Source organism: Proteus cibi, from assembly GCF_003144405.1.
GTDB lineage: Bacteria > Pseudomonadota > Gammaproteobacteria > Enterobacterales > Enterobacteriaceae > Proteus > Proteus cibi.
The window spans coordinates 124,213-145,231 of record NZ_PENW01000015.1 but is presented as its reverse complement, the minus strand read 5'-3'; the positions used below and the strand labels follow the sequence as shown (position 1 = coordinate 145,231).

Annotated in this window: 19 protein-coding genes; 10 read left to right on the top strand and 9 right to left on the bottom strand. The window is 38.2% G+C overall.

All coding sequences use genetic code 11. The annotated features are described in order from the left end of the window. Positions 1-148: 148 nt before the first annotated feature. The 10 genes from ppsR (at position 149) to DK865_RS08265 (ending at position 11,678) form a co-directional block, all read left to right on the top strand. The gene (gene ppsR / locus DK865_RS08310) at positions 149-1,015 is read left to right on the top strand and encodes a posphoenolpyruvate synthetase regulatory kinase/phosphorylase PpsR (RefSeq protein ID WP_023582361.1); all 867 of its coding nucleotides are present in this window, start codon (positions 149-151) and stop codon (positions 1,013-1,015) included. Positions 1,016-1,138: 123 nt separating this feature from the next. Further along, positions 1,139-2,188: a 3-deoxy-7-phosphoheptulonate synthase gene (locus DK865_RS08305; protein ID WP_109391650.1), complete on the top strand. Its 1,050-nt coding sequence runs from the start codon at positions 1,139-1,141 to the stop codon at positions 2,186-2,188. Positions 2,189-2,555: 367 nt separating this feature from the next. Beyond that, entirely contained in the window at positions 2,556-2,738 is a 183-nt protein-coding gene (hemP, locus tag DK865_RS08300; protein WP_023582363.1) for a hemin uptake protein HemP, read from the top strand. A gap of 81 nt (positions 2,739-2,819) precedes the next feature. Beyond that, a complete protein-coding gene (locus tag DK865_RS08295) occupies positions 2,820-4,994 on the top strand; it encodes a TonB-dependent receptor domain-containing protein (protein WP_109391649.1) in 2,175 nt (724 codons plus the stop codon). Positions 4,995-5,064: 70 nt separating this feature from the next. Next, complete coding sequence (locus tag DK865_RS08290; protein WP_109391648.1) at positions 5,065-7,089, top strand: TonB-dependent hemoglobin/transferrin/lactoferrin family receptor; 2,025 nt, start codon at positions 5,065-5,067, stop codon at positions 7,087-7,089. Between the two features lie 35 nt (positions 7,090-7,124). Next, the gene (locus DK865_RS08285; RefSeq protein WP_194295189.1) at positions 7,125-8,174 is read left to right on the top strand and encodes a hemin-degrading factor; all 1,050 of its coding nucleotides are present in this window, start codon (positions 7,125-7,127) and stop codon (positions 8,172-8,174) included. 15 nt (positions 8,175-8,189) lie between these two features. Then, entirely contained in the window at positions 8,190-9,005 is an 816-nt protein-coding gene (locus tag DK865_RS08280) for a heme/hemin ABC transporter substrate-binding protein (RefSeq protein WP_109391646.1), read from the top strand. After that, positions 9,005-10,009, top strand: a complete 1,005-nt coding sequence (locus DK865_RS08275; protein WP_109391645.1) for a FecCD family ABC transporter permease — start codon at positions 9,005-9,007, stop codon at positions 10,007-10,009. The genes DK865_RS08280 and DK865_RS08275 overlap by 1 nt, the downstream gene beginning before the upstream one ends. After that, entirely contained in the window at positions 10,006-10,800 is a 795-nt protein-coding gene (locus tag DK865_RS08270; RefSeq protein ID WP_023582369.1) for a heme ABC transporter ATP-binding protein, read from the top strand. Before DK865_RS08275 ends, DK865_RS08270 begins: the two co-directional genes overlap by 4 nt. Positions 10,801-11,309: 509 nt before the next feature. Beyond that, positions 11,310-11,678, top strand: coding sequence for a helix-turn-helix domain-containing protein (locus DK865_RS08265; RefSeq protein WP_036913237.1), 369 nt, complete (start codon positions 11,310-11,312; stop codon positions 11,676-11,678). A 79-nt stretch (positions 11,679-11,757) separates the two neighbouring features. Here DK865_RS08265 and DK865_RS08260 read toward each other — a convergent pair whose 3' ends face one another. From DK865_RS08260 to arnB, 9 genes are all read right to left on the bottom strand, one after another. Continuing rightward, positions 11,758-12,777, bottom strand: a complete 1,020-nt coding sequence (locus DK865_RS08260; RefSeq protein WP_023582371.1) for a lipoate--protein ligase A — start codon at positions 12,775-12,777, stop codon at positions 11,758-11,760. Between the two features lie 77 nt (positions 12,778-12,854). After that, positions 12,855-13,346, bottom strand: a complete 492-nt coding sequence (locus tag DK865_RS08255; protein WP_036913240.1) for a C40 family peptidase — start codon at positions 13,344-13,346, stop codon at positions 12,855-12,857. A 150-nt stretch (positions 13,347-13,496) separates the two neighbouring features. Then, complete coding sequence (arnF, locus tag DK865_RS08250; RefSeq protein WP_109391644.1) at positions 13,497-13,895, bottom strand: 4-amino-4-deoxy-L-arabinose-phosphoundecaprenol flippase subunit ArnF; 399 nt, start codon at positions 13,893-13,895, stop codon at positions 13,497-13,499. Then, a complete protein-coding gene (gene arnE, locus DK865_RS08245; protein ID WP_023582374.1) occupies positions 13,892-14,233 on the bottom strand; it encodes a 4-amino-4-deoxy-L-arabinose-phosphoundecaprenol flippase subunit ArnE in 342 nt (113 codons plus the stop codon). The genes arnF and arnE overlap by 4 nt, the downstream gene beginning before the upstream one ends. Then, complete coding sequence (arnT, locus tag DK865_RS08240) at positions 14,233-15,897, bottom strand: lipid IV(A) 4-amino-4-deoxy-L-arabinosyltransferase (protein WP_023582375.1); 1,665 nt, start codon at positions 15,895-15,897, stop codon at positions 14,233-14,235. Before arnT ends, arnE begins: the two co-directional genes overlap by 1 nt. Positions 15,898-15,904: 7 nt before the next feature. Further along, on the bottom strand, positions 15,905-16,798 hold the full coding sequence (gene arnD / locus DK865_RS08235) for a 4-deoxy-4-formamido-L-arabinose-phosphoundecaprenol deformylase (RefSeq protein WP_109391643.1): 894 nt from the start codon (positions 16,796-16,798) through the stop codon (positions 15,905-15,907). Between the two features lie 9 nt (positions 16,799-16,807). Beyond that, a complete protein-coding gene (gene arnA / locus DK865_RS08230; protein ID WP_023582377.1) occupies positions 16,808-18,790 on the bottom strand; it encodes a bifunctional UDP-4-amino-4-deoxy-L-arabinose formyltransferase/UDP-glucuronic acid oxidase ArnA in 1,983 nt (660 codons plus the stop codon). After that, complete coding sequence (gene arnC / locus DK865_RS08225; RefSeq protein WP_036913243.1) at positions 18,790-19,770, bottom strand: undecaprenyl-phosphate 4-deoxy-4-formamido-L-arabinose transferase; 981 nt, start codon at positions 19,768-19,770, stop codon at positions 18,790-18,792. Before arnC ends, arnA begins: the two co-directional genes overlap by 1 nt. Continuing rightward, the gene (gene arnB / locus DK865_RS08220) at positions 19,771-20,916 is read right to left on the bottom strand and encodes a UDP-4-amino-4-deoxy-L-arabinose aminotransferase (protein WP_023582378.1); all 1,146 of its coding nucleotides are present in this window, start codon (positions 20,914-20,916) and stop codon (positions 19,771-19,773) included. Between the last annotated feature and the right edge of the window lie 103 nt (positions 20,917-21,019).

Here is a 21,019-nt window from a genome sequence, read left to right as displayed (position 1 = left end):
GTAAATAAGCGTATCACAATGTGATGCTGAATATAGAAAGGTGAATCGATCAACCAGAAAACTTTATTTTTTTATCCTTTATAATCACTAAAAATGCTTTAGATAATATTGTTTGATTTGCTAATTCAGCTAAAAAAAGGTGAGCGTTATGATATTAAGCTTGAATTCTATTAATTGTGATAATAATGAACCCATTGATAGAACAGTCTTTTTTATCTCTGATGGTACGGCGATTACCGCCGAAGTATTAGGTCATGCGGTACTTTCTCAATTTCCATTAAAAATGAAAAGTTACACATTACCTTTTGTTTCTACTGTGGAAAGAGCTGAAGAAATAAAACAGAAAATTGCTGAAATTTATAAAAAGAGTGGCGCTAAACCCCTTGTTTTTTATTCTATTATCAGCCCTGAAGTTAAACAGATAATAAATAGCAGTGAAGGTTTTTGTCAGGATATTGTGCAATCTCTTGTAATACCACTTGAAAAAGAAGTGGGGATACAGGCATCGCCAAAATTAAATAAAACCCATGGATTAACTGAAAAAAATCTTAGTAAATACGATGCTCGTATTGCCGCTATCGAATACACCCTTTCCCATGATGATGGCATATCATTACGCAATCTCGACCAAGCACAAGTGATCTTAATTGGCGTTTCTCGTTGTGGAAAAACCCCCACCAGCCTCTATCTCGCAATGCAATTTGGTATTCAAGCTGCCAACTATCCATTTACTGCAGATGATATGGACTTCTTAAAATTACCTGCGGAACTAAAAGAGTATCAACATAAATTATTTGGCTTAACTATTGCGCCAGAACGTCTTGCTGCTATTCGTGGTGAACGTCGCGAAAATAGCCGTTATGCCTCTATTCGTCAATGCAGAATTGAATTGTCCGAAGTAGAAGCACTTTTTAGAAAAAACAATATCCCTTATCTCAACACCACGAATTATTCTGTTGAAGAAATCTCAACCAAGGTAATTGATTCTATGGGATTAGCGAGAAGAATGTTTTAACTCTTTATGGCAACTTTTTTATTCGTTTTTCTCTGTGAACGCTGTTGAAATTAGCTGAATTTCGTTTATTGTGATCTTAATCACTGGGTAGACACTTACCCTGTATATTTATTGAGATAAATTATGCTAAAGACAGACGAACTACGGACTAAGGTACTAGACAGTTTAGTAACACCAGAAACCTTAGCAAAAGAGTTCCCCATTTCTGATGAGATAATCCAAAATATCACATCAGCACGTAAACGAATTGAAGCGATCCTTACCGGAGAAGACAAGCGACTATTAGTGATTGTAGGGCCGTGCTCTATTCATGATCCTAAAGCTGCCAAAGAGTACGCCACTAAGCTTAATCAGCTAAAAGTACGTTATCATGACCGCTTAGAAATCGTCATGAGAACCTACTTTGAAAAGCCACGTACGGTCATTGGCTGGAAAGGTTTAATCTCTGATCCTTACCTCGATAGCTCTTGCAACGTCAACGAAGGTATTCGCATTGCAAGAAAGCTATTAATTGAAATAAATGCGTTAGGTTTACCGACTGCAACTGAATTTCTCGATATGGTCACCGGTCAATATATTGCAGATTTAATTAGTTGGGGCGCCATTGGTGCTAGAACGACAGAAAGCCAAGTTCATCGCGAAATGGCGTCTGCGCTTTCTTGCCCTGTTGGCTTTAAAAATGGCACTGATGGTAATACCCGTATTGCGATTGATGCGATTCGTGCTTCTCGTGTTGGTCACACCTTCTTATCGCCAGATAAAAATGGCCGTATGACAATTTACCAAACCAGTGGTAATCCTTATGGTCATATTATTCTGCGAGGAGGTAAAAAACCGAATTATCACGCAAGCGATATCGCTGATGCGGTCGATGCATTAAAACAAGTAGATTTACCAGAACATCTTATTATCGATTTTAGCCATGGTAACTGCGAAAAAATTCATCGTCGTCAATTAGAAGTAGCCAGAAATGTTGGTCAACAAATTAAAGATGGTTCACAAGCGATTGTGGGTGTGATGGCTGAAAGTTTTTTACAAGAAGGCTCACAAAAAGTCGTGCCAAATAAACCGCTTAATTATGGACAATCTATCACCGATCCTTGTTTAAGCTGGAATGACACAGAACAACTTCTTGAATTATTAGCACAAGCCGTTGAAAGTCGATTTCAATAAGCTAAATACTCATAAATAGCAAAAAGGAGAGTCTTTACTCTCCTTTTTTATTGTGTCATTCACACAAGACCATTTGTGTTAACACAATAATTCAGCTTGAGATTGAATAATACTTTGATACCAATAAAAGCTTTTTTTACGTTTTCTTTCTAACGAGCCTTTTCCTTGAGCATCTCTATCCACATAAATTTTGTCATTCAGGTTATTAATCCTTCGTGTAATTTTTATTCGGTTTCTCTCTCATCCCACTCAAATAACTCACAATATGACGTAAATTAACCGATTTATGTTAAAAAAAGCTTGTCTAAATATTTTTGTTAACGATAATGATTATCATAATGATAACGCTTATTACTCTTAGTATGTTATGAATAAAAAAGCTAATAATTTGGATAATTCTTTAATCAGGCAGAACTCTCATTCTTTAATAATTCAATCGATTAATAGCGTTGAGTTATTAGGTAAAGATGGCGTGGTTTACATTCAACATAACGGAGAATTGTATCAACTGCGTCAAACAAAGGCAGGAAAATTAATCCTGACTAAATAATCATTTTTGACAATAACTTGCAAGCCACCTACCCCCTCAGCTAGGCAGCCAGCTAAATAACTCCATATACAAGGATTTTTTATGGACATTTATGGTATGCGTATGCTGAAAAAACATTTCAAATATTCAGGTATAGCAACAGCGCTTTGTCTGTTGTATTCCCCTATTGCCTCTGCACACCCTGAAAATAGTAGCACGGAAGCTCTCACTGTTATTGGCTATAACGACAATCTCGCCTCAGACTTTCACTCTGTTATTGATACTTCTTCGGCTAAAGCACAAACGGCATCAACTTCTGGTGAAATGTTAAAAGATGTTGCTGGTGTGACGTTATCAGGAACAGGTATCACGAATGGCGCGAATATTTTGATGCGAGGATACGACCAAAAAGGTATCAAGATCCTCGTTGATGGTATTTATCAGCCACTAGAAAACACCATAAATAATTTAGGCGGTATCTTTCTTGATCCTTCTTTAATTAAACGAGTTGATGTAAAACATGGTTCAGCATCCATTTTGCATGGTGCAGGTGCTATGGGAGGGGTTGTTGCGTTTAATACTCTTGATCCTCAATCCATATTAAGCACAGATAAAAAATTAGGCGCAAAACTATTTAGCTCAGTTTCATCGGCAGATCGCCATTTTTCTTATGGTGGCATTATTGCAGCAAGACACGATATTGTAGAAGGCTTATTTGCGTATAACCAACGTCAACGTGGTCCTATTCGTCTTGCTAATGGTGATAAATTAGAAAATCACGAGCATATTAAAAATTTCTTTGCAAAAACGTATTTTTATCCAACTGAAAATCAAACACTTATTCTTTCAGCCCGTCATTATGATAATTCAGGTGAACAACGCGAAGTACTGCATCGAATGGGCGGATTTGGCAAGAATGACAGTAATCAAATGCAGCGCGACACTCAGCAAAAAAATTATGCGCTCACTCACCACTATGTATCTGATACAAATTCATGGTTAGATTTAACCACTTATCTTTACTATTCACAGTTTAATATTAACCAATCCTTTTTAACGGATACTAAATTAACAGCGTCAGATTTAAAAAAGAATATCCAAGGAAAAATAGGTACATACGAGTCACGGACACAATCAACCTATGGCATAAAATTAGAGGATCACGCGGATATTTTATGGTCTGACGCTCTAAAACAATCCATAACGATAGGTTCAGAAGCTTATCAGCAGAAAATGCAGTCAAATGAACAAGCAAAAAATTTTCCTTTAGCGAAAATGAATTATATTGCAGGTTGGTTGCAAAGTTCTCTCAGCACACCGTCACTCCCTCTTACACTCACAACCGGTATACGTTATCACTATTACAAAAATATCCCTGGCAAAGGGCTTGATCCTTTCTTCAATAAATTTTCGTCTAAAACATTACAAGCAGAAAAACATGCATCCCGTTATCGCGGAACAACTGAAAATATCACGCTAGCATTCACACCAACTCGTTGGTTACAGCTTTATTCTACCTACTCAACTGCGTTTCGCGCACCAACCTTAAATGAAATGTTTAATGATTCATTTCATTTTAAAGCTGGTTTTTTTAATGCGCATTGGGTACCCAACCCAAACTTAAAACCAGAAAGAAATAGCACTTGGGAATATGGCGCTGATTTCTCATTTAAACAGCTTTTATCACAACAAGATAAACTTATTTTAAAAGCTGCTTATTTTGACACTAAGTCAATGAATTACATTACTTATGGTCCTTGGCATAATAAATCCATGGCAGGCATGCTTAACTTACAAGCTTTTAATATTCCTAAAGCATTAATTGACGGTATCGACGTGAGTTTACGCTATACCCATCCTTATTTTTCAATGGGCTTAAGCTACAACCGTACTCATACTCTTGAGTTAACCACACATGAAACAATTTCGCCTGTTCGCCCAGAAATACTGACGACCTTTATTCAACTTCCTGTCGCAAAAACCCCGTTTTCATTAGGGTGGTCGGGCAAATTTGCCAGTGCTACCGCCAATAAAGGCACACATAAAGGCCGTGCTCCTCACGTAAAAGGCAAAACCACAAATCGAATGCAAGAACTGATCACCCAATACCCAGGTTATGGTATTCACGACTTTTCAATTAGTTATCAATCTCAAAACAATAAAGATATTCAAGCCGCGTTAGTGCTCGCCAATGCGTTTAATCGAGAATATTTCTCAGCATTAGGTGTGCCACAAGAAGGTCGAAATATCAAAATGTCCATCAGTTATCGCTGGTAAATGAGGAGCAATAATTTACATAACAAAGGGCTGTATTTAACAGCCCATTAAATAACGGAGATCCATCTGCATGTCTCAGTCATTCCTATTGGTTAAGTTCAGTTTACTGGCAATTGCCGTTTCTTCTGCTTGTGTGTCTGCTCAAGAAAAGACGCAAACTAATGAGAAGAAACAAGAGGTGCTTACAGTTTATGCGACGGGTAATGAGCGTGATAGCTTTACACTACCGATGATGTCAACAGTTATAAAAAATAACAATGCGTTGTCAGAAACCGCAGGAAGTGCTTCTGAATTACTTCGCCATGTACCCGGCATTTCAATTTCAGGCGCAGGTCGTACTAATGGTGAAACCATCAGTATGCGTGGGTACAATAAGAATGGAATACTGACACTTGTAGATGGCGTTCGCCAAGGAACAGATACCGGTCATATTGACAGTATTTTTGTCGACCCTCTGCTTATAAAACAAGTTGAAGTTGTCCGTGGTCCTTCTGCTCTTTTATATGGTAGTGGTGCTCTTGGGGGGGTTATCGCTTACGATACAGTTGATGCTAGCGATCTGATTTCAAGAAATGAACAAGGTGGCGTACGTGTTACTGGTCTTGGTAATACCGCTCAACATAGCCAAGGTTTAGGTGTTACCGCTTTTGGTAGGCACGATAACCTTGATGGACTGGTCTCATTATCAGCTCGCGATAAAGGTGATACCCGTTATGGTGGTGGTTATCACGCTCAAAATGACGAAACCATTATTAATCTTCTTTCTAAAGGGCGCTGGCTAATTGATGATAGCAACACGTTAAGTGGGCAGTTCCGTTATTACCATAACAATACAAATCAACCTAAAAACCCTCAAGTTCCCTCAAATCCTACATTTGCTAATGTAGAAACTGATCGCACCACAACACAAAAAGATGTTCAGTTAACCTATCAATTTGCACCTTTAGATCAGCAGTGGATTAATTTGAAAACACAGGCTTATTACAGTGAAGTTGATATCAATGCTAAAACGATACAAAAAGGATTTGAAGGTCGAGAACAAAAAACCTATGGCGTAAAACTCGAAAACCGCTCACAAATTGGTACAAATAGCTTTGCGTCACATGGATTAACTTATGGTGGTGAGGTTTATAAACAGAAACAATCACCAAGCAAAAATGCCGAAAGCTTCCCACAAGCTGATATTCGGTTTATATCAGGTTGGGTGCAAGACGAAATCACTTTACGTGATTTGCCTGTCTCCTTAATTTTAGGAACGCGTTTTGACAAATATAAAAGCCAAAACGATCGTTATGATGACATTACTGCGGATAAATGGTCATCAAAAGGAGCAATCAGTATCACACCGACGGATTGGTCAATGCTTTACACTTCTTACTCACAGGCATTTAGAGCACCAACTTTAGGTGAGATGTATAATGATGCGAAACATTTTGATGCACCATTCCCCGGCACACCCACAAACTATTGGCGTCCAAATCCTAATTTAAAGCCCGAAACCAATTCAACTACTGAATATGGATTTGGTTTCCAATTCGACGACTTATTATCTAATAATGATAATCTGAAAATTAAAGCAGCCCATTTCAATACTCGCGCAAAAGATTATATTGATGCAGATGTTGCTATTTTTCAGGGATATACACAGTCAACAAATATATCAAGAGCAACTATTTGGGGATGGGATGTTTCTATGAGCTACCAATCGAAATTCTTCAATTGGGATTTAGCCTACAACCATACCAAAGGGAAAGACAATGCGACTAATGCCTCAATAACTTCAATTGAGCCAGATACATTAACCAGTCGCTTTGATGTTCCTGTACCGAGTACGGATTTTTCCGTCGGTTGGGTTGGTCAATTTACCAAAAAAACGGACTTTACCAAGCATGACCGTTTTAATCGCTCAACCAATCACCAACAAGCAGGCTATGGCGTTAATGATTTTTACCTTCGTTATGAAGGTGATGCCTCATTAAAAGGGCTGACAACCTCATTTGTACTGAGTAACGCATTTGATAAAACTTATTACTCTTCTGCGGGTATTCCTCAAGAAGGCCGAAATGCAAAAGTACTTGTGAGTTATCAATGGTAATAAACAATAAAATCAACGAGATAATAGGAGTTTCTGTGAATAAATCTCTTTATGAGAGCTACCTGCAAGCTAAAGCGGACAAAAAAGCATCGTATGCACGAGATCTCGCGGCTTATTTAAATGTCAGTGAAGCTGAACTCACTTACGCCCGTGTAGGACACGATGCAAAACGTCTACGCAATGATGTACAAGAATTATTAAAAGCGTTAAGTAAGGTAGGTGAAGTCAAAGCGATTACTCGTAATGATATTGCCGTTCATGAACACCTTGGTGAATATACCAATGCCCGTTTTAACGATCACGCTGGCTTAATCTTAAATCCGCGTGCAATGGATTTACGCTTTTTCTTCGCTTATTGGTCAAGCATTTTTGCACTTGCCGAAGAAACATCAAAAGGAACACGTTATAGCATTCAATTCTTTGATATGCATGGTGATGCATTACATAAAGTCTATGCGACAGATAACACGAATATGGATGAATGGGATGCACTTATTCAATCATTCTTATTGGAAGATAATCCTGCTCTCGACATCACGCCTGTTAAACCATACTCAAACACGCCTGTTAGTAATGAATTAGCAGAACAACTTGAACAACAATGGCGTTCAATGACTGACGTTCACCAATTCTTCAAATTACTAAAAGAAAATAACTTAAGTCGCCAACAGGCATTCAAAGCTGTTCCTGATGACCTTGCTTATCAAGTTGATAACAACGCACTGAAAACTTTATTAGCGCTCGCTAAAGAAACACAAAACGAGATCATGATATTTGTCGGTAGTCGCGGCTGTGTACAAATTTTCACAGGCAAAATTGATCGTCTAGTACCGCATCAAGTTGAAAATAGCGAGCAAATTTGGATTAACGTTTTCAATCCTGCTTTTACACTTCATTTAATTGAAAGTGAAATTGCAGAAAGTTGGGTAACACGTAAACCAACTCAAGATGGATTTGTTACCAGCCTTGAAATCTTTGATAACAAGGGGCAACAAATTGCTCAACTCTATGGACAACGCACTGAAGGGACTGCAGAGCAACTACAGTGGCGTGAACAAGTGAATTCTCTCACTAAAATCGCCTAATCGGAGAATGGTTTAATGAAAAAATGGCTTCTTTTGATCCTGTGTAGCGCCCTATCTTTCATCACTTCGGCGAATGAACGTATCGTTACTATTGGTGGTGATATTACAGAAATTGTTTTCGCATTAGGTGCCGGCGAGCAGATTATTGCTAGAGACAGCACCAGTTTAGTTCCTGAACAAGTGAAAACACTTCCTGATGTGGGTTATATGCGAATGCTAAACCCAGAAGGGATCTTATCAGTCAAACCAACGTTGATTATTACCAGCGAATTAGCTCGTCCTTCTTTAGCATTACGTCGAATTAAAGAAGCGGGAGTCGCTGTTAAAACGATTACAGGTACACATTCATTAGAAGCCATTAATGAAAAAATAGACACCATTGCGACTGTTTTAAACAAAGAACAAGAAGGCAATCGACTAAAAGAACAACTCGCCCTCTCTATCAAGAAAATTTCAACCACGCCTATCGATAAGAAAGTCATTTATATCATGAGTCATGGTGGTGTTATTCCAATGGCTGCGGGTCAAAATACAGCGGCTGATACCATTATTTCACTGGTTGGTGGTAAAAATGCGATGCAAGGGTTTACAAGCTATCGTCCACTTTCTCAAGAAGGTGTTATTGCAAGCCAACCTGATATTTTACTGGTCACCAAAGAAGGGATAAAAGGTATTGGCGGAATTGAAAAATTGTGGGAATTACCTGGCATAAAATACACACCAGCAGGTAAAAACAAGCATTACGTTGTTGTTGATGACATGGGATTATTAGGCTTTACCCTTTCAACACCAGAAGTCATGCATCAAATTCGTCAAGCACTGGAGCAATAATGTCTCGTTTTCGTTCACCGTGGATGAGTATTTTAGTTTTACTCTTTTTACTCACCACTGTTACATTAATTTCTGTGAATAGCGGTGCATTAGCCCTTTCGTTTCATACATTATGGAACAGCGCTTTTGATGATATGGAATGGCAAATTTGGCTAGATATCCGTTTACCACGCGTATTATTAGCCATTATTGTTGGCGGCGCTTTAGCAATATCGGGTGCAATAATGCAGGGATTATTTAGAAACTCATTAGCTGATCCTGGTTTACTTGGTATTAGTAGCGGTGCAGCACTAATGGTTGCCATTGTGATTATTCTACCATTCTCTTTTTCGCCCGCCTTTGTATTCTACAGTCATATTGTCGCCGCCTTTATTGGCGGCTTAATTGTGGCAATGATTATCTTCTCATTACATCAATTGAGTGACGGAAATTTAGCGCGATTGTTACTTGCTGGTATTGCTATCAATGCGCTATGTATGTCTTTTATTGGTGTATTAAGTTACATCAGTACCGACCAACAGTTACGTCAATTTTCACTTTGGATGATGGGTTCATTAAGCCAGATTGACTGGAAAACCTTATCCATTGCAACCCTCGTGATCATTCCTGTCAGCATTTTAGCGTGCTGGCAAAGCCATAAATTAAATCTATTACAACTTGGTGATGAAGAAGCGCATTACTTAGGACTAAATGTAAGAAGAACCAAGTTTATTTTGTTACTGCTTAGCGCCATTTTAATTGGTTGTGCTGTCGCACTAAGTGGTGTTATTGGATTTATTGGACTTGTCGTTCCACACCTTATTCGTATGCGTATTGGTAGTAATCATGTATGGCTATTACCTGCCACTATTTTAGGTGGTGCGACACTATTACTCGCTGCTGACACATTATCACGAACACTGGTATCTCCAGCAGAAATCCCTGTGGGGCTCATTACAGGATTAATTGGTGGCCCTTATTTCCTTTGGCTGATCTTACGACAACCCGCAGGAAGAATGTCATGATTGAAAAACAAAACACGCCATTACTCTATGGAAATAATTTAACTTACCAAATTGGCAATAAAACCATTATTGATGATGTGTCACTTTCATTTAATGCTGGGGAGTTTGTTACCATAATTGGTCCTAATGGCGCAGGAAAATCATCGCTATTACGCTTATTAACAGGCTATACAACACCAACACAAGGGCAATGTTATTTTAAACAAAAAACCTATTCACAATGGAATAGCCAACAATTAGCGCAAAACCGTGCCGTTATGCGACAAAATAGTCAGCTCTCGTTTTCATTTTCAGTCGAAGAAGTGGTTGCCATGGGGAGAACGCCTCATGGACAACAACATAAAAAAATCGCAATTGAAACCGCACTATTCCAAACAGATTGTTTAAAATTTAAAGATAGAGACTATCGTCAATTATCGGGAGGAGAACAGCAACGAGTACAACTTGCTAGAGTGTTGGCGCAATTATGGCACCCTACACCACAAGAAGCCGTATTGTTCCTTGATGAACCGACCTCCGCACTTGATCTTTACCACCAGCAACACAGCTTACGTTTATTAAAACAATTGGCAAAAACACAAAACCTTATGGTGTGTTGTATTTTGCATGATCTTAATCTAGCGTCTCTTTATGCCGATAGAGTTTTATTACTGCATCAAGGTAAGCTAGTTTGTGAAGGTACGCCACACCGCGTACTCACAACAGAGAATATTCAGAAATGGTATGGCGCAGATGTGAGTGTTAATACTCATCCAGAACATTTATATCCTCAAGTCTTTCTACGTCGCTAAATTTTTGTTACCCGCCACCTTTTAGTCTTATTTTCTAAGAGGTGGCTTAGTAATTTATTATCAATAAACTTATCAATTGAAAATAAATTGGCGAAGGTAATATCACATCAATTGATTAGCAATTCTTATATTATTTTTTCGATGCTTAGTTAAATAAATTGACTTTCAAATACACCTTCATCAATGATTAGCTTGTATTTTACGCCAAAAAATATAACAGAACTAAAAATAAAAGGTATAACAGAGCCGTAAAACTGAAAAAATAAATCAACAAATTCAATAAAGTAAAAGTCATACAAAATGACGTTTTTCATCAGAAAGATTTAGTAAACTGAACTTTACTTTAACTGTATAAGTCACACCTATTATTATGATAATGATTATCAATCACGAAAAGCACTTTTTGCCTACCTGTTATTTTCTCCATGCTTAAAATAGATTATAAATAACATGCGTTACTATTCTATTTACTTGGGCACTATGTCCCCACCATTTTTGTGGGAGGTTTTATGGCTGAAAATGTCGTTAATGATATTCTGAAATGGTTAGAAACCCAGTTACAACGTAACGAAGGTATAAAAATTGATACGATTGCAAATAAAAGTGGCTACTCAAAGTGGCACTTGCAACGTATTTTTAAAGATTTTAAAGGCTGCACATTAGGCGAATATGTTCGTAAACGTCGCTTATTAGAAGCCGCTAAATCATTACAAGAAAAAGACATGTCTATTTTAGATATCGCTTTAATGTATGGCTTTAGCTCTCAAGCAACGTTTACACGTATCTTTAAAAAGCATTTCAATACTACACCCGCTAAATTTAGAGAAAATGGCAAAATGCCAGACATTCATTGCTTTATGTCATGTGAAAATCACTAATCAATTTCGCATCACATTATTCCTCATAAAAAAACCAGCTTTTTAGCTGGTTTTTATTATTTTATAACGTAGATAAAAATCACGCTATCGCCGTCACAAGCCATTCTTGAAGCTCATTAAGCTCTATTTTATTATTAGGGTATCGCTGAATGAGTTGCTCAATAAGCCCTTTTAGTGACTCAGGTGTATAACGTTGCCCTACCAACATCTCTGATAATGCTTCTAATGGCGCAGGATCTAAACTGTCTGTATATATTTGGCTTCTAATAACGTTGCCACGCTCAATATCAAAATGTAGTTCAACTCCACCCCATTTAAAACGATGATCTAAAAGATGTGAAAATGCAGGTGCTTGTCCAAAATTCCATTCCCAACTACTTTGCTTAGCGAATGTTTCTTCAAAACCGGGTAAATCAGGTAATTTTTGTGGTGAAATCATTTCTGCTTCTACTCGCTCACCATAATATTCAAAAAAACTTTCAGTGATAGTTTCACACAGTTTTTCATGCGTGATATTAGGTTTGAGCTCGACCAAATTAGCAACGCGAGAGCGTACAGAAGTGATCCCTTTAGCTTGAAGTTTTTTCGGATCTGGATTGAGGTAATTAGCTAATCTAGATAAGTTAGCATTTATTAATAATGTGCCATGATGAAAGCCACGATCTTTAGTCTCTTTATAGGCTGATCCAGACACCTTTCTTTCACCATCTTCTTGAGGAACCACCAAATCGTTACGTCCTGATGCCGTAGCATTAATGCCCGCTTTTAATAATCCATCCAGAATAATTTGAGTTGAAATCGTTTTATTATATTCTGGCTTTCCTGCCATAAAGGTAAAACAAGTATTGCCCAGATCATGAAAAACAGCACCGCCACCACTCGAACGACGAGCTAATTTCACACCATCTTCATCCATTTTACGGGTATTACATTCTTTCCATGGATTTTGTGCTCGACCAATAACGACCGTATTATCGTTACGCCAAAGGAAAAGTACGCGTTGATCAGCGGGCATTTGTCTAAAAATACACTCTTCAACAGCAAGGTTAAACCAAGGATCATAAGACTCGGAAATTAACAGACGCAATTTGCCTGACATAAGGAATACCTATATGAAGAAAATAAGGTATAAGATACCATAACTCTCAATATATTAGGCTGTTAAATGGCACGAAACTACAATCGGCGAGCTTGCCAGAATGTCTTTTTCCAATAGACGTTGTCAAGGGATGAACGAGTGACCCCTTTGCTAGTTGATGCGTGGATAAATGTATTATCAGTATCATAAATACCAACATGAAGCCCATTTTCACCACCACCTGTCTTGAAGAAAACCAAATCACCGGGCATTAAATCACTTTTACTGATCTGTGTACCATATTTGGTTTGATCAATGGTCATTCGAGGAAGCTTTATGTCGAAACGATCACTGTAAGTTTTATATACAAAGCCTGAACAATCAATGCCAGAAGACGTCATTCCACCATAGCTGTATGGCGTACCATACCATTGTTCAAGTTGCGATTTTAATTGCACTATAACCATGATGGGATCAGAAAGTTGTGTTTTTAAAGGCGGTGCGGGTGGAATACGCTTAGACGGGCTAGATGAACACCCAGCCAGCAGAATAATACAGAGTAAGAAAGGATAAAAAACGGACTTTCTCATTACATCCACCATTATTGTTACCCATAGATTTTAAAATCTATCTGCTTTTTTAAGCAAAAACAAGTTATTGAAGATGAATGAGTGATGATTGGTAGCATAAACCGCACAATTAACAACAAGGTTCAAAAAATAAATTCTACAATCATTAAGTTAATGAGCTTGTGCTTCTTTCGTTTTTTGACTTATTAACCACACTCCAACCATGATAAATGCTACACCTATTGTTTTTGTCCATGATGGTGTTTCTTGAAACCAAGGTAATATCACGGCAAGAATATAAACAAACACATAACTCAAGCTGATCAGAGGATAGGCTTTATTTAAAGGAATGGTACGTAGAGTGAATAGCCAACAAACCATAGAAAGAACATAACCGACAAGACCAGCAAACACGATAGCGAGTGGCGTGACATTGACCCATAACCATGAAAAATCAAACCACTGTTTTTCTAGCTGTAAAGCCGGTAATTCAGACATGCCAAATTTTAGCAACAATTGAGCTACTGTCACTAATAACGCGCTTCCCACCGCCCATAGATAGCCTTTCATACTTGTATACTCATCAATATAATACCAACCATAATTGACGCGATACCAATCCAATGTTTTATATTAACGGGCTCTTTATAAACAAACTGACCAATTAATGTCACCACAATAAAGTTAATACTTAACATTGGATAAGCAATACTTAGAGGAAGGATTTGTAATAATCGTAGCCAAAACAACATGCCTAAACCAAGCATAGCAATTGCAACAAAAAGCCAGAAAATCGTTTTTCTGGCTTTTGTTAATGAGTCAGTTTGCCAGCTAACCACCGCTTGTTTTTGACATACTTGACCAATGCAGGTCAAAAAACTCACGATTAGCAATAAAACAAATGACATTAATTACGCTTCTCATAAGTTAAAATAGCGACTCGATGGTTTGTCACCAGTTCTTCAGGTCTTGGCAATTGTGCTAACTTCTTAGGATCTTTAAAAGTAATAACAACTGAAACATTCCCTTCTTTTCTTGCTTCTTCTAACCATTGAGCAAAATTATCAGGTTTAATTAATTTATGATGAGAATCTGGGTACTCTTCGACACCATAAGTCAATTCGCCTGTTCTTTCATAAAGGTAGATATCGCTACGCTGTAATTCCCACGCCAATCCCGCACCGACACCAACACTATTGCTCACAATGTATTTGCTTGCGTTTAATGTCTCTATATTTTGGCGAATAAATTCTTGAGGTAACTTTCCATCTACGCTGCTATTTGGTATTGCTTGACCGATACATAAGCTTACACCTAGCGAACAAGACGCTGCCCATAACCAATGTTTTCCATTAAGTGTAGAGCAAAGATAACCAATAATGCCCCATAATGAGAATGCCACTATAGCTAATACCCATTTTGACCATTCATATGGCATATAAATAGGTTTTGAAGAGACGAGCTGAATAACTAAAATAGCGATAACAACAGCAACACCAATAAAGATATTGATATAACCGTTAATACGCAGTGCTTTCATTCTAAATTTGCGTGCACAATCTACGCCATATTTTGCCATTAACATTGCTAGTGGTGCCATAAATGGCAACATATAAGTCGGTAGCTTACCTTTCGCAATACTGAAAAATAAGAACGGAACGACAAACCAGCATAATAAGAAGAATAATTCAGGACGTTTACGTCTTTTCTTCCAAGCACCCATTAATGCGCCAGGAAGTAATCCAAGCCAAGGGATCACACCCAATAAGACAACGGGGATATAGTACCAAAATGGAGAACTATGTTGAGCATCTTCACCCGAAAAACGCTGGATGTGTTCAACCCAGAAAAAATAGTGCCAATAATCAGGTTCTGCTTTTGCAATAGCCAATACCCACGGCAAACTAATTAATGCGGCACTAAATACGGCCAGTAAGCCATAGAGCAACATTTGCGTAAACTGTTTTTGATACAGCGTAATAGGTATCATGACAATGACCGGAATAGCTAACGCTAAAAAGCCTTTAGTCATAAATGCCATACCACATGCAAGCCCTAATGTTATCCACGCTAATATTCGTGTTTTTACTGTGGTAGCTTTAAGCGCCCAAAAACAGCAAACCATACTCGCAGTAACCCAAAGTGCCAACATAGGATCTAATACGCTGTATGTACCGACACTAAACACTAAGAACATGGATAAATAGATTAAGCTAGAAACAAAAGCGACTTGACGATTACGCCACATCATTCTTGCCAATAAATAGACAAGTAATGTGCTTAAAAGAATAGAAATAACAGAGCCAAAGCGCACAGCAAAATTGGTGTGACCAAAAATTAATTGGCTAACATTATTAATCCAATAACCAGCTACGGGCTTTTCAAAATAGCGAATATCAAGCATATGAGGAACAATCCAGTTCCCGCTCACCACCATTTCACGGCTAATTTCCGCATAACGGGTTTCATCTGGTTGCCATAATAACCGGCTGTTCAATGGAAATAAGTAGGTAAGAACAAAAAAAAGAGCCAAGAGGATGGCCCCGATTTTACTCGCCCGGTTATTCAACATAGTTTCGTTAGACCTCTTGTTGGCACCCTAACCAGCCTTCTCGACCTGGAAAGTCAGATCGAACAACTTTACCCATCGGAAGCGTTTCTTTATCTTGTGGTAATAAATCGCTTAACGGACAGAATTCGATGCCTTCATTTGCAATCATTGCCAATAATTGCTCAAATTGAGCAGCTTTTGACATTCCTTCAACTTCGGTATGGATAGTATAAACAGGTATTCCACTGTCTTTTTTGATTTCATCAATAATAAATTGATTAAAATCTTCATCCTTTACCTTTGTACCAACAACTTCATCATAAGTTGGTAATGTTACTGGAATTTGCACCGTACCGATAGAACCATTTTCTAAAATAGGCCTAAAAGGATGCGTTCCACGACAATCGCTATTGTAATCGAATTGAAAAGTTTCTTTAACTGTTAATACGCGTTCATCTGCTCGCCATCCAGCAACTGCTGAACATTTTACAGGGTTTTCAAGTGCTTTTTCCAGTGCTTCGACACCTAAACGAACTTGTTGCATTAATTCTTCTGTTGACCAGCGCCCAACTTTTGCTTGCCAACCTTGATGATCCCATGAATGCAATCCAACTTCATGTCCCGCATCTTGGGTTTCTTTCATCAAATAACCTAAATTTTTAGCAATTTTTTTGCCCGGCCACGCGGTTCCTGCTAATAAAATATCTAAGCCATACAGTGATGCAGCATTAGATCTCAGCATTTTCCATAAAAATTTAGGCTTTAAAAGGCGCCATAAATGGCGCCCCATATTATCTGGCCCCACACTAAAGAAGAAGCTGGCATGAATGTTATATCTGGCAAATACATCCAGCAGTTGTGGAATACCTTGCTTCGTTCCTTGATAAGTATCCACATCAACTCTCAAACCAACTTTCTTCATTATTTATTCCTATTTAGTGCCTAATTCTTCAACTGCGCCACGTAAGAAGAAATCTAATGTTTCTTCTACTGTTTGACGAGTTTCAATACTTGGTTTCCAATCCAATAAACGCTCTGCGTTTTTAATGCTTGGCTTACGGTGTTCAACATCTTGGTAGCCTTTACCATAGTAACTGCTACTTTCAATTTTCTTGAAGCCAGCAAATGGAGGGAAGTGACCACGTAACTCATGTTTCTCAAAGCAATCTAACAGCATTTCTGCTAATTCACGAATACTTGCTTCGTTAGTTGGGTTACCGATATTGATAATTTGACCATCACATTTATTATCACGGTTTTCAATAATACGGAATAAAGCTTCAATACCGTCATTGATATCAGTGAAACAACGTTTTTGCTCACCACCATCAACCAACTTAATTGGTGAACCTTCAACTAAATTCAGAATTAATTGTGTAATTGCACGAGAGCTACCAATACGTGCTGAATTTAAGTTATCTAAACGAGGTCCCATCCAGTTAAATGGACGGAATAATGTAAATTTCAGACCTTCTTTAGCACCATAAGCCCAAATAACTCGGTCTAATAACTGTTTAGATACAGAGTAAATCCAACGTTGTTTATTAATTGGACCAACAATCAGACGTGAATTATCTTCGTCAAATTCTTTATCATCACACATACCATAAACTTCTGATGTGGATGGGAAAATAATACGTTTATTATATTTAACGCAATAACGTACAATTTTTAAGTTTTCTTCAAAGTCTAATTCAAATACACGTAATGGGTTACGGGTATATTCAATTGGCGTTGCAATAGCCACTAATGGCAGAATAACGTCACATTTTTTAATGTGGTATTCAATCCATTCAGTATGAATGCTCACGTCTCCTTCAATAAAATGGAAACGTGGATTACCAATAAAGCGCTCAATGGCAGAAGAACCAATATCCATACCATAGATATCGTAGTTATCATCTTTCAATAGACGCTCTGTCAAATGGTTACCAATAAAGCCATTCACACCTAAAATCAGAACACGTTTACGGCGTTTAACTTGTGCAGTCGCTTTTGGTCCAACGCGAACATCAGTCACAATGCCCATTTCAGCCGCTAAACGACTACCTTGAACATAAAGACCATTTTCACTTTGACCAGTAACAACTTCAATTGCACCTTTCGCACATGCAATCACTAACGGCTCTGTTGAAATAACAGTACCAGGGCGTTTGCCTTGATTATCAGCAACAGCGCGTGAACGCCAGATAATCATTTTGCGTTCACCTAAGAAAGTAAATGCACCAGGGTATGGTTCTGTAACCGCACGTACTAAATTGTGGACTGTTTTTGCATCTGTATTCCAATCAATTAAACCATCATCAGCGCAACGACGGCCAAAATAAGTTGCTTGGCTTTCATCTTGTGCAGTTGTTGAATAATCACCTGATGCAATATGTGGTAATGCGCTAGCAAGTAACTGATTAGCCGCTTCTCTTACTTTTTCATGTAAAATCAGAGAAGTATCATTATCTGCAATGGTGACTTTTTCTTGAGCAACGATATCACCAGCATCAGCTTTCGCTGTCATTTTATGTAAAGTAACACCCGTTTCTGTTTCACCGTTCACAATCGCCCAGTTAATTGGTGCGCGACCACGATATTTTGGTAATAAAGAACCGTGTAAATTAAATGCGCCTTTAGGTGCCAAATTCAGGATCTCATCACTTAACATGTGACGATAATAGAAAGAAAAAATGACATCAGGTTTCATTTCACGAATACGTTCAATCCACAATGGATGATTGACATTTTCGGGTGCAAATACTGTCAATCCCATTTCTGCACTCACGCGAGCAACAGATGAGAAGAAATGATTTTCATTAGGATCGTCAGTGTGGGTAAATACAGCTTGGATATCATAGCCTGCTTTTTCAAGTGCTTTTAAACCAACACAGCCAATATCGTGATAGGCAAATACTATTGCTTTCATTAGTCTTTTTCCTGATCTTCGTTGGGTTTATTAACGCCAACCACTTTTTGGATAAAATACCGAGGACGCGCTCTTACATCATTATAAATTCGGCCTATATATTCACCTAATAAGCCCATTGCTACGAACTGCGCTCCGATAAACATAAATAAGATTGCGAAAAGTGTAAATACACCTTCAGCGGCCCACATTGCACCGAAAATAATACGTAAAATAATCAACAATAAGGCTAAAACAAAGCCAGATACAGCGATCACACTGCCGACGATGCTTAATAAACGTAATGGTGCCGTGGTAAGACAAGTTAATAGGTCGTACATTAAATTAATCAGCTTTAAAAAACTGTATTTTGAATCGCCATATTCACGTTCTGCGTGTGCGACATCAATTTCAATAGTACGACGAGCGAATGTGTTCGCTAGAATAGGAATAAATGTACTTCTTTCGTGACACTGTAACATTGCGTCAACAATGTGGCGACGATAAGCACGTAGCATACAACCGTAGTCCCCCATAGAGCGACCCGTTGCTTTAGTGATCATTGAGTTGATCATTTTTGAAGCCGTTTTACGAAACCATGAATCTTGACGGTTACGACGACGAGTTCCGACAACGTCATACCCATCTTCAGCCGTCGCGACAAGTCTTGGGATCTCTTCAGGTGGATTTTGTAAATCAGCATCCAATGTGATCACTAAATCACCATCAGCCTGATTAAAACCAGCCATAATTGCGGAGTGTTGGCCGTAATTACGGTTTAAAATAATTGCAATAACGTGATTTTCTTCAATTGCAGCCGCTTCTTCTAACATCTTAGCTGAATTGTCACTACTACCATCATCAACAAGGATCAGTTCATATTCTTGTTCTAATTGTTTACAGCTTTTAATTGTACGTTCTAAAAGCTGAGGAAGGCTCTCTTCCTCGTTATAAACGGGGATTACAACCGATACTTTCTTGATTTCATCAAATGTTGACACTTAAATATGCTCCGAAAGAATTTCATTGATCGCATCTACAACGCGAATGACATCTTCATTATTCATATCAGGAAACAAAGGCAGCGAGCATAACGTTGCAGAGTTCCATTCTGATTGAGGAAGGGATAAAGAAGGATAGCGCTCACGATAATATTTTTGTGTGTGCGCTGCACGAAAATGAAGCCCTGTACCAATATCTTTTTGCTTCAATTTCTCCATAAAGGTATCACGATCGATACCACAGACATTTTTATCAACTCTCACCATAAATAGGTGGTTTGCATGTAAATGTGAATAGTCAGGGACACTCAGCATCTCTAATGGAGAGTCTTTGAGTTTTTCACGATACAATGCCACTAACCCAGCACGTTTAGCATTCATTTCATCTAAACGCCCTAATTGCACCACAGCTATCGCTGCATGAATATCAGATAAGTTGTATTTATAACCAGGTTCAACAACTTCTGCTTGAGGTTTACGACCTTGAATTTGTCTATCAAAGGCGTCTACCCCTAAACCGTGGAATTTTAAACAACGTACTCTATTGGCTAATTCGTCATTATCAGTAACAACTAATCCGCCTTCTGCACAAGTTACGTTCTTAATTGCGTGAAAAGAGAAAATAGAAGTTCCTTTCTCACCAATCCATTCATTTTTATAGCGAGTACCAATAGCATGCGCGGCATCTTCAATAAGAGGAATACCTGCATCTTGTGCAACTTTTCGTAATGCATCAAGATCGCAAGGTGCACCTGCATAATGAACCGGAATAATTGCTTTTGTTCTAGGTGTAATCGCTTTTTTGACATCTTCTGCACTCACCATCAAAGTGTCACGGTCAACATCAATCATCACAGGCTCTGCACCAAGTAATGTAATGATGTTTATCGTCGAAACCCATGTTTGTGATGGTGTGATAACTTCATCACCAGCGCCAATTCCCATCGCCATTAAAACAACATGCATACCCGCAGTGGCAGAACAAATTGCGATAGCATGTTTGCTACCAAATTTCTCACAAAAATCTTGCTCTAATTGATGGTTTTGAGGGCCTGTTGTAATCCAACCTGAACGCAGTACATCCTCAACGGCTTTGATTTCTTCATCGCCAATCGCAGGGCGAGAGAAAGGAAGGAAGTGACTCATAAAAATGTAGCCTAATTAATGAATGAATAAAAAACAATTATATACAAACTATTGTTCACCGACATCCGTCTTATTAAGAAAACATTAAAAAAACCTTAATAAT

Excerpts from the sequence above, each read along its gene's own strand:
- arnD (WP_109391643.1), bottom strand. The coding sequence starts at position 16,798 with ATGAAGAAAGTTGGTTTGAGAGTTGATGTGGATACTTATCAAGGAACG.
- DK865_RS08295 (WP_109391649.1), top strand. The coding sequence starts at position 2,820 with ATGGACATTTATGGTATGCGTATGCTGAAAAAACATTTCAAATATTCA.
- arnA (WP_023582377.1), bottom strand. The coding sequence starts at position 18,790 with ATGAAAGCAATAGTATTTGCCTATCACGATATTGGCTGTGTTGGTTTA.
- DK865_RS08265 (WP_036913237.1), top strand. The coding sequence starts at position 11,310 with ATGGCTGAAAATGTCGTTAATGATATTCTGAAATGGTTAGAAACCCAG.
- arnT (WP_023582375.1), bottom strand. The coding sequence starts at position 15,897 with ATGTTGAATAACCGGGCGAGTAAAATCGGGGCCATCCTCTTGGCTCTT.
- arnB (WP_023582378.1), bottom strand. The coding sequence starts at position 20,916 with ATGAGTCACTTCCTTCCTTTCTCTCGCCCTGCGATTGGCGATGAAGAA.
- DK865_RS08275 (WP_109391645.1), top strand. The coding sequence starts at position 9,005 with ATGTCTCGTTTTCGTTCACCGTGGATGAGTATTTTAGTTTTACTCTTT.
- DK865_RS08260 (WP_023582371.1), bottom strand. The coding sequence starts at position 12,777 with ATGTCAGGCAAATTGCGTCTGTTAATTTCCGAGTCTTATGATCCTTGG.
- DK865_RS08280 (WP_109391646.1), top strand. The coding sequence starts at position 8,190 with ATGAAAAAATGGCTTCTTTTGATCCTGTGTAGCGCCCTATCTTTCATC.
- ppsR (WP_023582361.1), top strand. The coding sequence starts at position 149 with ATGATATTAAGCTTGAATTCTATTAATTGTGATAATAATGAACCCATT.
- arnE (WP_023582374.1), bottom strand. The coding sequence starts at position 14,233 with ATGTCATTTGTTTTATTGCTAATCGTGAGTTTTTTGACCTGCATTGGT.
- arnF (WP_109391644.1), bottom strand. The coding sequence starts at position 13,895 with ATGAAAGGCTATCTATGGGCGGTGGGAAGCGCGTTATTAGTGACAGTA.
- DK865_RS08255 (WP_036913240.1), bottom strand. The coding sequence starts at position 13,346 with ATGAGAAAGTCCGTTTTTTATCCTTTCTTACTCTGTATTATTCTGCTG.
- DK865_RS08305 (WP_109391650.1), top strand. The coding sequence starts at position 1,139 with ATGCTAAAGACAGACGAACTACGGACTAAGGTACTAGACAGTTTAGTA.
- DK865_RS08290 (WP_109391648.1), top strand. The coding sequence starts at position 5,065 with ATGTCTCAGTCATTCCTATTGGTTAAGTTCAGTTTACTGGCAATTGCC.
- hemP (WP_023582363.1), top strand. The coding sequence starts at position 2,556 with ATGAATAAAAAAGCTAATAATTTGGATAATTCTTTAATCAGGCAGAAC.
- DK865_RS08270 (WP_023582369.1), top strand. The coding sequence starts at position 10,006 with ATGATTGAAAAACAAAACACGCCATTACTCTATGGAAATAATTTAACT.